This is a genomic window from Labrys sp. KB_33_2 (assembly GCF_052114505.1).
GTDB lineage: Bacteria > Pseudomonadota > Alphaproteobacteria > Rhizobiales > Labraceae > Labrys.
Window position 1 is genome coordinate 555,096 of the sequence record NZ_JBFREW010000003.1, and the last position, 12,857, is coordinate 567,952.

At 63.5% G+C, this 12,857-nt stretch carries 13 protein-coding genes; 5 read left to right on the forward strand and 8 right to left on the reverse strand.

The window, feature by feature from the left end; genetic code table 11:
• Positions 1–12: 12 nt before the first annotated feature.
• Positions 13–699, reverse strand: a complete 687-nt coding sequence (gene plsY, locus AB4037_RS08085) for a glycerol-3-phosphate 1-O-acyltransferase PlsY (protein WP_441771143.1) — start codon at positions 697–699, stop codon at positions 13–15.
• Between the two features lie 1,113 nt (positions 700–1,812).
• A complete protein-coding gene (locus AB4037_RS08090; protein WP_441771144.1) occupies positions 1,813–3,369 on the reverse strand; it encodes a vWA domain-containing protein in 1,557 nt (518 codons plus the stop codon).
• A gap of 225 nt (positions 3,370–3,594) precedes the next feature.
• Here AB4037_RS08090 and rtcR point away from each other — a divergent pair, with 225 nt between their 5' ends.
• Positions 3,595–5,190, forward strand: a complete 1,596-nt coding sequence (rtcR, locus tag AB4037_RS08095) for an RNA repair transcriptional activator RtcR (RefSeq protein WP_434958352.1) — start codon at positions 3,595–3,597, stop codon at positions 5,188–5,190.
• A 21-nt stretch (positions 5,191–5,211) separates the two neighbouring features.
• On the opposite strand, the gene AB4037_RS08100 is transcribed toward rtcR, so the two are convergent.
• The 3 genes from AB4037_RS08100 to AB4037_RS08110 form a co-directional block, all read right to left on the reverse strand.
• The gene (locus AB4037_RS08100) at positions 5,212–5,856 is read right to left on the reverse strand and encodes a dihydrofolate reductase family protein (RefSeq protein ID WP_441771145.1); all 645 of its coding nucleotides are present in this window, start codon (positions 5,854–5,856) and stop codon (positions 5,212–5,214) included.
• 159 nt (positions 5,857–6,015) lie between these two features.
• Positions 6,016–6,408: a nuclear transport factor 2 family protein gene (locus AB4037_RS08105; protein ID WP_441771146.1), complete on the reverse strand. Its 393-nt coding sequence runs from the start codon at positions 6,406–6,408 to the stop codon at positions 6,016–6,018.
• 68 nt (positions 6,409–6,476) lie between these two features.
• A complete protein-coding gene (locus AB4037_RS08110; protein WP_441771147.1) occupies positions 6,477–7,082 on the reverse strand; it encodes a TetR/AcrR family transcriptional regulator in 606 nt (201 codons plus the stop codon).
• 77 nt (positions 7,083–7,159) lie between these two features.
• On the opposite strand from AB4037_RS08110, the gene AB4037_RS08115 reads away from it, so the two are divergent.
• A complete protein-coding gene (locus AB4037_RS08115) occupies positions 7,160–8,080 on the forward strand; it encodes an alpha/beta hydrolase family protein (protein ID WP_441771148.1) in 921 nt (306 codons plus the stop codon).
• Between the two features lie 106 nt (positions 8,081–8,186).
• Here AB4037_RS08115 and AB4037_RS08120 read toward each other — a convergent pair whose 3' ends face one another.
• From AB4037_RS08120 to AB4037_RS08130, 3 genes are all read right to left on the reverse strand, one after another.
• On the reverse strand, positions 8,187–8,708 hold the full coding sequence (locus tag AB4037_RS08120) for a YegJ family protein (protein WP_441771149.1): 522 nt from the start codon (positions 8,706–8,708) through the stop codon (positions 8,187–8,189).
• Between the two features lie 152 nt (positions 8,709–8,860).
• On the reverse strand, positions 8,861–9,466 hold the full coding sequence (locus AB4037_RS08125; RefSeq protein WP_441771150.1) for a hypothetical protein: 606 nt from the start codon (positions 9,464–9,466) through the stop codon (positions 8,861–8,863).
• Between the two features lie 10 nt (positions 9,467–9,476).
• Entirely contained in the window at positions 9,477–10,214 is a 738-nt protein-coding gene (locus AB4037_RS08130; protein WP_434958345.1) for an SH3 domain-containing protein, read from the reverse strand.
• 150 nt (positions 10,215–10,364) lie between these two features.
• Here AB4037_RS08130 and AB4037_RS08135 point away from each other — a divergent pair, with 150 nt between their 5' ends.
• From AB4037_RS08135 to AB4037_RS08145, 3 genes are read left to right on the forward strand one after another with little or no spacing between them, the layout of a single operon-like run.
• Positions 10,365–11,369: a 2-hydroxyacid dehydrogenase gene (locus AB4037_RS08135; RefSeq protein WP_434958344.1), complete on the forward strand. Its 1,005-nt coding sequence runs from the start codon at positions 10,365–10,367 to the stop codon at positions 11,367–11,369.
• A gap of 23 nt (positions 11,370–11,392) precedes the next feature.
• Positions 11,393–11,983, forward strand: a complete 591-nt coding sequence (locus tag AB4037_RS08140; RefSeq protein WP_434958343.1) for a nucleoside 2-deoxyribosyltransferase — start codon at positions 11,393–11,395, stop codon at positions 11,981–11,983.
• Between the two features lie 9 nt (positions 11,984–11,992).
• Positions 11,993–12,805 carry an AraC family ligand binding domain-containing protein gene (locus AB4037_RS08145; RefSeq protein WP_441771151.1) on the forward strand — a complete coding sequence of 271 codons (813 nt, stop codon included), beginning with the start codon at positions 11,993–11,995 and terminating at the stop codon, positions 12,803–12,805.
• Positions 12,806–12,857: the final 52 nt, after the last annotated feature.

Consider the following 12,857-nt stretch of genomic DNA (forward strand, 5'->3'; position numbering starts at 1 on the left):
TTTTCGGGTGCCTTAAATTTGAGTTTCCGTTTTCGGTCCAGGGCTATTTTGCCCTAGGCGAGGCTCTGTCCCAGTGAGCAGCCGCTGGATGTTGGCGCGATGGCGCACGATCACATAAAGACTGCCTGCGATCACCAGGAGCCGATACGGCAAGGGCTGCTCCAAGGCACAGGCGAGGATGATCGCGGTCAAGGCCGCGAGCATGGAGCCAAGGGAAACAATACGAAAAACAGCCAGCACGATGGCGAAAACTGTCAGGGCACCCAGGCCAACAGGCCAAGAGATCGCCAGCAGCACGCCGAGTCCGGTCGCAACAGACTTGCCACCCACAAAGTTGAGCCAAATCGAACGACTATGTCCCAACAATGCGGCAAGCCCGGCCAGGCAAACCGCCCAGGGAACCCATGTTTGCTGATCAAGCGCCGTCGGTGGCGTGACGGACGGCAATGTATAAGACCAAGGATAGAACCAGAGAGCAAAGGCAATCGCCCCCGCGCCTTTCAGCACATCCACTAGGAGTACCGTCAGCGCCGGCCATTTTCCCAGGGTTCGCAAGACGTTCGTTGCCCCGGTGGATTTGGAGCCATGCTCCCGGATATCGATGCCCTTGAGCAGTTTCCCCGCCAGATAGCCCGTGGGCGTGGAACCGAAAAGATAGGCGATCGCCAATCCAACCGCATTCACGATCCAGAAAATCATGGAGTTCACCTCGATACCGCAATCTCGGCAATCACTATCGGGTTGTCTACCTCCTTGGCTGTTATGGGTTTGTTCAATGGACTGAGCGAAGGGGCGGGCTTGGTCGACATCCCTTCTAGTGGGAATAAGAAAGGAAGACGTTGCGGCGACGAGGATGGCGAAACATATGCTCTACCATTGAGCTACGGGCCCGCATGGTGGACCCGACGGGACTCGAACCCGCATCACTTGGGGAATAGCCATGTAGTTCCGCCGGCATTCGCCGCAACGTTCCAAATCATGCCGGGCAGACGCGGCGACGAAAGGGATGAAACCTCTTCACCCGCGCGGAGCCTTTCGGCCTGGCGCAAGGTTCCGGATTCGAACCAGGAGGACCATGTAGTTCCATCGGCATTCGCCGCTCTGCGCGGTGTCGTTCAAGGTTTGGGCCACGGCGACGAGAGGGATGAGAATGGGCTCCCGATAACGGTGAGTCGGGTACAGCTTGTCCGGCTGCGGCGCCCATGCTTTGGCGACATTGTATTCCCATCGGCATTTGCCGTGACGTGTCGAAATTCCTTTCAGTCGAGGTGCGTGCGGCGACGAGGTTTGAAGGGGGACAATGACTGAGCTACCGCTTGCGCGGGGCGCCATCGAAAACGCCGACCTCCCCCTCTGATGAAAGGGCGCTCTAACCTGTAGTCCCACTGGCATTCGCCGCTTGCTGCAAAATGTCATGTTGGGCCGCGGCGACGAGAGTGACGAAACATCCTGCTCTATCCACTGAGCTACAGGCCTTGCGGCCTGGCGGGAATCGAACCCGCGTCCTGGAGCGTGAAGGCTGTAGTTCCGCCGGCATTCGCCGCGTCCGGTATTAAATCTCCAAAAGCGTTTGCTGAAACGCGCCTTGCTCTGGCAGTGGAAGCCACGACAACAAGAGTGACGAAACGTTACCGCCTTGCGGCGGTCCGTGCTCTAACCGATTGAGCTATGCAGCTTGCGCCGCAGCGGGATTTGAACCCGCAACCCCGGGATTCGCAGTCTGTAGTTCCGTCGACATTTGCCGTGGCCCATTGCCGTACACCTTAGGCTCCGGCCGGCAGCGTGAAGCCGCCGGCCGGAAATCATGTTGCATCAGAGCTCGATCTTCTCGATCTCGCCGACCCAGTGCTCGGCGCTCATCTCGCCCTTCGTGAAGGCCGCGATGGTGTCGAACACCGCATCCGAGAAGCCGCCGATGTTCATCACATCGGCGCGCTCCTGCGCCTGGGTGGTCGTGTAGGGCTGGATGTCGAGACACACCAGCTTGGCATTGGGATTGCTGGTCTTCACCCGCTCCCACTGCTTCATCATCTGCGTGGCCTCGCCGCCCCGGCGCGCATCGATCCAGGACTGGTTGTCCGAGACGAAGATCACCAGGTCCACCTTGGCCTTTTCGTTCGCCAGCTTCTCCAGCGGCGCCGAGCAGTTGGTGCCGCCGCCGCCGATGGAGGCAAGCTTGCGCGCATTGGTCATCACCGTGTCGCGCGGCTCGAGGTCCACGCGGACCACGGTCTGCTCGAACGGGATCACCCGGGCCGACGGATTGGCCCGAAGCACCGAAGCCGCCACCAAGCCGGCCACGTCGATGCAGCGCACCTGCGTGGTCGAACCCTTGCGATAGCCGGTGACCGGCGAGGACATCGAACCCGACACGTCCGGGCAGACGACCACGCGGCCCTCGATCGCGGGCACATTGGCGACCGCGGTCTCCATCGCATCGTGCAGCGCCTCACGCACCACGGGCGGGATGTCCTGCCCGGCCTGCGCATAGGCCATCATCAGCTGATACGGGAACACCCGTGCCCGCTTGATGGCCTCGCGATCGGCAAGCCGCGCGGCAAGCTTTTCGGCGAAGCCCTCCACCTCGAACACGCCGTGGCGCGCAAAGGTGGCGAGATTCATCCGCAGCATCTGCCAGCCGGCCTTGTCGGCGATACCGGCCCAGTGCTGCCGGGTGAGCGGCAGCGCGGTGAGCATCTGGAACGGCACGGCCGGCACCGGCAGCGACGGATCCTGCTTGAAGGCCTCGAACGCCCGGGCGATGTCAGGCAGCGCCTCGACATCGTAGGGACGCCCGATCAGCCAGGCATAGAGTGCCTCGCGCGCCTTGCCGGCGGGCTTGGGGTGGACCATCTTGATCACATCCGCGAGCGAGGGATTGTTGCCCACGCTGGCACGCATGATCTCGATGTCCGAAGCGGTCTCGAGCCAGGCCTGGACCAGCTTCTTCGGCCGGGTCCCGAGGGACTTACGACCGACGGCACCCGACCGCATCACCTGCACGAAATTGCGCAGCATCTTGCCGTTATCGACCACGCGCGGAAACGCCTTGGCGAAATCGCCCGTCTGCAGCATCGAGAGATAGGCGAGCAGGAGAGCCGGCATATCCTTCATATGGCCGCGCTGGCGGGCATAGATGGCCGCCTTGGCGATGAACACGCTCTCCACCTCGCAGACCGCCTTGAGCGTCTCGTCGAGCTGCGCGGTGGCGCTCGCATAGAAGGTGCGGTTCAGCGTACCGGTGACGGCGAGCTGGGCCAGCGCGTGGCGCGGCGTGAACTGATAGGCCGGGGCACCGTGCTTGTTGGCCGCATCGGTCTTCGGCAGCATCTTCCCCACAAAGGAGGCAAACAGCGACTTATTTGCCATGGCAATCATCCTCGTTCGTTACGAGGATCTCTTTGCAGGGAGCGTGCCAAGTCGAATGAGAGGCGACGATTTATTTTACAAGATATTGATTTTAAAGGATAAAAATTTACATACCCAATTCACTGCGCTTCATGAAGTCGGTGGAGGAATGGCGCCATCTTAGAATATTGGATATAGTATTATATCATGGTATCTCTTCTGTGAGCCTGCGCCTGTGGAGGATTCATGAAAAAGCGTGTCGCCATCGGGTTCCTCGGCGTCAGCCTGGACAGCGGCAAGCGTGACAAGCGCTGGGAGCGCTGGCGGCCGACAGTGGCGCTTTGCCAGCAGGGGGATCTGCCCATCGACCGCCTCGAATTGATCCACGATATCAGGGCGACGTCGCTGGCCGAGCGGATCACAGGCGACATCGCCGTGATTTCGCCGGATACGCAGGTGGTCAGGCACATCATGAATCTCGCCGATGCCTGGGATTTCCAGGAGGTCTATGGGGCTCTCTATGATTTTGCCAAGGCCTATCCCTTCGATGCCGAGGAAGAGGAGTACCTCGTCAACATCACCACCGGCACCCATGTCGCCCAGATCTGCTGGTTCCTGCTGACCGAGGCCCATTATGTGCCCGGCAAACTGATCCAGCTCTCGCCGCCCAAGCGCCAGGGCGAAGGCGTCGCCGGCTCCTATTCGATCGTGGATCTCGATCTTTCGCGTTATGATGCCATCGCCAGTCGTTTCAGGGCGGAGACGCATGAGGCGACTTCCTTCCTCAAATCCGGTATCCCCACCCGCAACACTGCTTTCAACGCCATGATCGACCAGATCGAGCGGGTGGCGATGCGCTCGCGCGCGCCGGTGCTGCTGACCGGGCCGACCGGCGCCGGCAAGTCGCTGCTGGCCCGCCGCATCTTCGAGCTCAAGCAGGCGCGGCGGCAGCTCACGGGCGGTTTCGTCGAGGTCAATTGCGCCACCTTGCGCGGCGATCATACGATGTCGGCGCTGTTCGGCCATGTGCGGGGCGCCTTCACCGGCGCCCAGACCGATCGGGCCGGTCTCTTGCGTGCGGCCGATGGCGGGTTGCTGTTCATGGACGAGATCGGCGAACTCGGCCTCGACGAACAGGCCATGATCCTCAGGGCGATCGAGGAGAAACGCTTCCTGCCTGTTGGCGCCGACAAGGAGGCGGCCAGCGATTTTCAATTGATTGCCGGCACCAATCGCGATCTGTCGGTCGACGTGCGTTCGGGCAAGTTTCGCGAGGATTTGCTGGCCCGTCTCAACCTCTGGACCTTCGAACTGCCGGGCCTTGCCGCGCGCCGCGAGGATATCGAACCCAATCTCGACTTCGAACTCACGCGCTACGCCGAACGCGAGGGCGAGAACATCGCCTTCAACCGTGAGGCGCGTGCCCGCTACCTCGCCTTCGCGACGGCGGCGGAAGCGCGCTGGACCGCCAATTTCCGCGATCTTTCCGCCTCCGTCACCCGCATGGCCACCCTGGCACCGGGCGGGCGCATCACCGAGGAGGGGGTCGTCGAGGAGATCGCCCGCCTCGTCAGGCTTTGGCGAGCGGGTGACGGCGACGGCACGGACAGGCTGCTCGCGGACCTTGTCGGCGAGGAGCGCGTTGCCGGCATCGACCGGTTTGACCAGGTGCAATTGGCCGAGGTGGTTCGCGTCTGCCGCGCCAGTTCCTCCCTCAGCGCAGCCGGGCGCGTGCTGTTCGCGGCATCGCGACAGGCCAAGGCCAGCTCGAACGATGCCGATCGCCTGCGCAAATATCTGGCGCGCTTCGAACTGGATTGGGAAGAGGTGCGGCAAGGCTGAGTGTGGGTCTTCGAATATGCCTCACTCCCGGACGATGGTCAGGTGGGTGGCTTGTGGTGTCGGGACGCGGTCGGTGACGCGATAGCCCAGGGCCGGCAGGTCGATGCCGGCGAAGAAGCTCTCCCCCTTGCCGAGCAACACCGGCGAGATGACAAGATGCAGGTCGTCGATCAGGCCGGCCCTGAGATATTGATGGATGGTCGCAACGCCACCGCCGATTCGCACATCCCTGTTGCCGGCGGCCGCCCTGGCCTGCCGCAGGGCCGACTCGATGCCGTCGGTGACGAAATGGAACACGGTGCCGCCCTCCATCTCCATCGGGTCACGGGCATGGTGGGTCAGTACGAAGACCGGCACGTGATAAGGTGGATTGTTGCCCCACCAGCCTTTCCAGCTTGCGTCGGGCCAGGGGCCGCGAACCGGACCGAACATGTTGCGCCCGAGGATCCAGGCGCCGAGATTGTCCATGCTGCGGGCGGCGAAATCGTCATCGATGCCCGCCTCGCCGCCTTCCTGTCCGAACATCTTGCGGAAAGTCCGGGTGGCGAAGGCCCAGCCATGCAGCTTGGTGCCATTCACGCCGAGGGGATTGTCGAGGCTCTGGTCGGGGCCGGCGCCATAACCATCGAGCGAAAGGGAAAAGCTGCGGACGATGAGTTTCGACATGTCGTTTCCTCGCCGGTCTGATTGCGCATTGAAACTGGTCCAAAGGTTAGTCAAACCGGTTCCATTTTGCAATCAGTTTCATCCAAGGCGTAGGAAGCCCAATATGCGCCGGCTGCCGTCGAGTTTGTCTCTATCTGACAGGACCGGATGCGGCCGGGTTCACGGACGCAGGTCGAAGTGAAAGACCTTCGAGATGATCTGCCAGCGCCCGTCGAGATGGACGAAGGTCAGGAGGTCGGTGAAATGCTTCGGCCCGATCGCGCATTCGACCCGGGCAAAGGCCGTGACCGGACCGGCGAATTCGATGGACACGATCCTGTCAGCCCGCTCTTCGTTGCGGCTTGCGGGTGAAGGGCGCTTGTCCACCATGGGGAAATATTCAGCCATGCCGAGATGCGTCAGGCCTCCTTCGCTGGCGCAGGCATAGAGAGCCTGGGGATGAAAGACATGGCGCAACCTCTCGGTGTCGCTGTGATAGAGCCCGTCGAAATAGGTCTGAAGCGCCGTGACCAGCGCCTCGAAACCGGGATCCTTGGGAGTGTGGCTCGTCATGGCGGTCTTGGCCCTTTCCTGCATGGAATATTAAACGCGAAGAGATATAATTTGCCGGCTATTGAGGGTCAGGCCGCGGCGGGTGTGCGGGAAGTCCTGTTGCCGAGCGCCGTGGTGATCAATGTGGCCGCCGCCTTGCCGGCAGCTTCCATATAGTCGGGGTCGCGGTGCAGCAGCACGACGGCAAAACTGCCATCGAGCAAAAGCACGACCTGCCGGGCGAGCAGGCCGGCGTCGGCAAGGGCCTCCCGCTCCAATTCGAGCCGCAGCCAGCCCTCGAAGCGCTTCTTGTGGGCGGCGCCGACCTTGATGGCGGGATGGCCGGGCAGGTCGGCGAGTTCGGCGGCGGTGCGCAGGAAGCCGCATCCCTTCCAGCGCGGATGACGGGCCGCGACGGCGAGATTGCGGAAGATGGCCTCGACCTTGGAGGCAATGTCCCCCTGCGCCTCGTCGAACCAGCGCCGGAACAGAGCGAGGTTGGGCTGGTCGCGGGCCGCCAGATAGGCAGCGATCAGATCGTCCTTGCTGGTGAAGTGATAATAGAGCGTGCGCTTGGTGATGCCGGCCTTGGCGGCGACCGCGTCCACGCCGACATTGCGAATGCCTTTGTCGTAGAACAGGCGCGCCGCGGCGCTGACAATACGCTCGCGCGTGGTGGTCGCGGATCCAGGCATGGCACGGCCTCAATGTATACTGACTAGTGAGTATAATCATTGTTGGAAACCGTGCTATCCCTTCGTTCGAGCAAGGGATGGCAATGGCTATGGACACGGCGCCGGCCGAACCGGTCGAAATCATCTGCGGGGACGGGGTCGTTCTTGGCGGCCACCTCTGGCCGGCGGGTGGTGGACGAAGAACGGGCACGGTCATCATCAATGCCGCGACAGGCGTGCTTGCCCGTTATTACCATCGCTATGCCCGTTTTCTCGGCGAACACGGTTTCGATGCGATCACCTATGACTATCGCGGCATCGGCCTGTCACGCCCGAATGATCTGAAGCATTGCGGCTATCGCTGGAGCGAGTGGGGAACGCGCGATTTCGAGGCCGTGCTGGGCTTTGCCAGGCAGCGCCGGCCGGATGGGCCTCTCTTCGTGGTCGGCCATAGCATCGGCGGCTTCCTGCCGGGACTCGCTGGTAATGCCGCCTGTATCGATCGCATGCTCACCGTCGGCGCCCAATATGCCTATTGGCCCGATTATGCGCGCAGCCACCGTCTCCAATTGCTCTGGCGTTGGCATGTGCTGATGCCCTTGCTTACCGCGATATACGGCTATTTCCCGGGCCGGCGGCTGGGCTGGCTCGAAGACCTGCCGGGCGGAATCGCTCTCGAATGGAGTTTCCGCCGCCGGCGCGTGGAAGACAGCCATCCACGCAAGGAGCGGGAGGAGGTCCTCGCGCGCTTTGCCGCGGTTTCCGCGCCGATCCTGGCGGTGACGGCGTCGGATGATGAGTTCGGCACCGTGCCTGCCATCCGCCGTGCCCTGGCCTATTACAGCTCCAGCGCCACGACAGCGGTGCGCCTGCTGCCGCAGGACTACGACCTGGCCGAGATCGGCCATTTCAGCCTGTTCCATGACCGCCATCGCGCCGGCTTCTGGCGGGACACACTCGCCTGGCTGCAGGACGGCGTGAATCCCTGGCCGCACCGGCGCTTCGAGACGATGGGGTGAGGCATGGCGCACCTACGTGGCTCGATCGAAAAATTGTAAGAACCTCGACCTCTGCCGGCCCCACTGCGATCTTCGAGTGAGGCTTCACAGGGAGAAACGGCCGACCTCATTGCGGCGAGGGGGCGCCCTCGCAGGTCAGGCCGATCTGGTCCTTCAACTCCTGGGCCTCGCGCGGATCCTCCTTGGCCAGCAGGGCGCAGGTGGTGAAATTGCCCTGCAGCTTGCCGTCGCGGTAATAGCCCCAGTCCCGGATCCGGCTCCTGACAAAGGTGAGCTGTTGGCCGAACGTCACATTGCCCACCAGTTCCGGGCGGTTGTTGATCTTGCCGGTGAAGCGGTCGCCCCTGTGGCTGACCTCGTTGAGCCAGAAATATTCGGTCTGGGCACCCTGGATGATCGGCACCTTCACGGCGAAGTCGCTGGCGCCGGTGACGTTGCCGTCCAGGGCGTCGATGAAGTCGGGCAGGCTCTCCTGCGCCTTGGCGAAGGCGGCCTTCATGGCGGGATCGTCATCCCTGGCCTTCAGCGTGCCGTCGCGGCCGGCCTTCTGGGTCACGGTTTCGGCATGGGCCGCGGACAGGCCCAGAAAGGCGAGGCCTGTTACGGCGAGGAGGAATGCTCTCGTCATCGGCGGCTCCGATTGCTGGCGTCATCGTAGCGGCAGGACGGGCCGGATCGCAACGGGGGCGTTTTCTGTGGGCGTCTCGCCCTTTATACGGGCCTCGCCGGAGCGGTGCGAGATCGGCACAGAATGTTCCCCTGTATCGTTTGTAGGTAAATTCATAGGGCCGTGAGCGCTGCAGCGAAGCGGTGCAAGGCAGGTAGGTCGAAGCCATCCTCGCCGGCGAGCACGAAATCGATGGCGTGGGGTTGTAGCGCGGCGGCGGCCGGGAGGAGTGCCGGATCCGTCAGCGCGAGAAAGCAGGGCAGGCCTGCCAACTCGATCAAATGTCGGCAGGCGCTCAGATCGTCCGCGTCATCGAGGTTCAGATGCAGCGCATCGGCAAGGCTGGCATAGGTCTCCACCAGGGCGCCGGCATCGCTGTGGGCTGGATCGATCGACTGGATGATCTTGCGGCCACGGATGATGCGCTTGAGGCCGGGATATTCACTGGTGGCGATCGGCCTTGCAAGGCGGACGGCGAGCGCCGCTGATGCATCGACCTGCTGGGCCACGGTACCGGCCGTCAGCGCCGGGGTGACCAGGATCGGCGTGACCGCCGGCGGCAAAGCGAGTGCGATCGCCGCCAGCGCCTCGCTGCCTTCCGGCCCCGCCTGCGGAAAGGCTGAAGGGTCGAGCCCGATGGCGTCAGCGCCGGCCTCGACCGCCGCGCCGGCTTGCTCGCGGGAGGCGATCCCGCTGATCATCAGGCGAAGGCGCGGCACCGGTCCCGTCTCAGTCGACGGCTTCGCCGGGATAAGCGCCCCACAGATTGTTTTCCTGGATCCAGCCGTCGAAGCCTTCGCCCTGGATGCGGCACCAGTTCGAAGCACAGCTCTTGATCGAGGCCTGCACGCCGGGCTGCAGCATGGCGACGGCCGTCGCCTTGGCGTCGGCGGTGGCACGGAGTGGCAGCGTCTGTTGCTTGGACCAGGGCGCGATCAGGGCTGTGCGCTTGCCTGAGAGCAGGTTCTGCAGCACCCAGCCTTCGGAGCCGTCGGCGTCGCGGATGCGCCGCCAGTTCTCGAATTCGGCGATCACTTCCACCGGTAAATTGGACTTCTGGTAGATGAAGGACACGGTCTGGTCGCGCGAAGGACCCTGGCGCACATTCACCCTGTCGGGCTTCAGGCTGACGAAGCGTGGCATCGGTAGGCCGGAGACCGGCCCGAGTTGATCCTTGCCGGACCGGTCTCCGGTTGCCGACTTGGGATCGGGCAGCGAGCCGGTGACGTCATCGGCCTGCTTATCCGGAATGGCGGCCTTGCCTGCGCCGGCGATGAAGGCGGCTACGGTGGGGTCGGCAAGCGTATCGGCGCTGATGCCTTCGGTGACCGAGCCTGCCGGCTGCTTCAGGCGCTTGTGGTGAAGATAGTAGACCCCGCCAGCGACGATGAGGGCACAGAAGGCGCCAGCAAAACCGATCTTGGCAATGGGACTTAAACGGGGCGCTTCTTCTTCGTAATAGGACATGCCGGACCTCGACGCACACACTCGCCCGCAACCACCTCTGTTGCTGCGCTTGCCTGTCTGTTAGAGGAAAGACAGCGACGGGCTGCGGGCTTATCGGTGCAGTTTGTCTGAGGGCGGTGAACGCCGTCTTAAAGTTTGCGGGAGGTCGGCATGTCGTTACGAAAAAAACCGCGGGTCGTGGTCACACGCCGCCTGCCGGACAGCGTGGAAACCCGCATGCGCGAATTGTTCGACGCGCAGCTCAACCTGACCGACGAGAAGATGTCGCAGGAGGCGCTGATCGAGGCGGTGAAAACCGCCGACGTGCTGGTGCCCACCATCAATGACCGCATCGACAAGGCGCTGATCGAGGCCGCCGGCAGCAGCCTCAAGCTGATCGCCAATTTCGGCAATGGCGTCGACAATGTCGATGTCGAGGCTGCCGTGGCGCGAAAGATCACCGTGACCAATACGCCGCGTGTGCTCACCGACGACACCGCAGACATGACCATGGCACTGATTCTCGCCGTGGCCCGGCGCGTCACCGAGGGCGCGCGGGTGATTCCCGAAGGCGACAATGCCTGGCCAGGCTGGTCGCCGACCTGGATGCTCGGCCGCCGCATCACCGGCAAGCGCCTCGGCATCATCGGCATGGGCCGCATCGGGCAGGCGCTGGCGCGCCGGGCCAAGGCCTTCGGCCTGCAGGTGCATTACCACAACCGCCATCATGTCGACCCCGCCATCGAGGCGGAACTGGAAGCGACCTATTGGGATTCGCTCGACCAGATGCTGGCCCGCATGGACATCATCTCGGTCAACTGTCCACATACGCCGGCGACCTACCATCTGCTCTCGGCCCGGCGGCTCAAGCTGCTCAAGCGCGAGGCCCTGGTCGTCAACACGGCGCGCGGCGAGGTAATCGACGAGACCACGCTTGCCAAGATGCTCGATGCCGGCGAGATCGCCGGGGCCGGGCTCGACGTGTTCGAGCATGAACCAGCGGTCAATCCCCGCCTGGTCAAGCTCGCCAAGAGCGGACGCGTGGTGCTGCTGCCGCATATGGGCTCGGCCACCATCGAGGGCCGTACCGACATGGGCGAGAAGGTCATCGTCAATATCCGCGCCTTCATGGACGGGCACAGCCCGCCGGACAAGGTGCTGCCGGAGATGCTGTAGCGCCCCACTCAGGAAGGAACACGATGCGCGTTTATCTGGCCGGTCCCGAAGTCTTCCTGCCCAATGCCCGGGCAGTGCTCGATGCCAAGATCGAGCTCACGCGGCGCTATGGCTTTATCCCGGTCTCACCCGGTGACCTGGAAATCCCGGCCCAGCCGACCAAGCGCGATTTCGGCCTCGCGATCAGCGCCGTCAATGAAAAGCTGATGCTGAGTGCCGATGCGATCATCGCCAACCTCACGCCCTTCCGCGGCATCGCCGCCGATACCGGCACGGTCTACGAACTCGGCTTCATGTGCGCGCGTGGCTGCCCGGCCTTCGCCTTCTCCAATGTGGCCCAATCGCATTTCGAGCGGCTGCAGGTCTATTATGGCGGCCAAGTCGCTGATGATGCCGAGGGCCGGCCACGCGGCTCGGATGGGTTGGCTGTGGAAGATTTCGACATGGCCGAGAATCTGATGCTGGACGGCGGTATCGAGGCACGTGGCGGCGCGTTCGTCACCCGCTCCGTAGCGCCCGGCAAGCTCTTCGAGGATATTGCCGCCTTCGAGGAATGCCTCGGGATCGCCGCCGGGCGGCTGCTGCAAGGCGGCAAACCGTCTTCTTCGTTTTAGGCGGCCGGCATGGGCGCGCGAGGCCTGTTCACCGCACGAGCCTCCGGCATGGCCGGGATCGACGCGGTAATAGCCCAAAGCAGCTACAGCTTTCCGCGCCACATGCATGATCAATACGGCATCGGCCTGATCGATCGCGGCAGCCAGAAGTCGGCCAGCGGGCGCGGCCCGGTCGAGGCCGCTGAGGGAGACGTCATCACGGTCAATCCGGGCGAGATACATGATGGCAGCCCCATCGGCGATCGCGGCCGGGCCTGGCGCATGCTCTATTTCGATCCAGCTCTCATGGCAGAGGCGATCGGGGACATCCGCGAAGGCGGCGGCGCAACGTTCGAACTCGCCGATCCGGTGATACGGGACCGGCGGATTGCCAGCCTTTTCGCTAGGCTTTTCCAGGGCCTGATCGACACTGGGACGAGGGACGCCACCGTTCTTTGCCACGACGAAACCTTGCTGATCTTGCTGGCCCGGATCAGCGGCGTGGCTGTTCCCGATTCCGCCGTGCCTCGCGCCATCGGAATTGCCCGCGATTACATCGATAGCGATCCAGTCGCGCCCTTATCCCTGTTCGACCTAGCGCAGTTGACAGGGCTGAGCCGCTTTCAGGTGGTCCGCGGCTTCGCGAGGGCAACCGGCATGACGGCGCACGCCTATCTGATGCAGCGCCGTCTCCAGCTGTCGCGGCGCCATATCGCGCGCGGCATGGCGCTCGCCGAGGCCGCTGCGGCGAGCAGCTTCGCCGACCAGAGCCACATGACCCGCCTGTTCGTACGCAGCTACGGCATCTCGCCCGGCGCCTATGCGGCGGCACGGGCTCTTTGAATCAGCCCCACACGCTGCAATTGCGTTCAAGACGGGCCTGCCGCCATCGGGG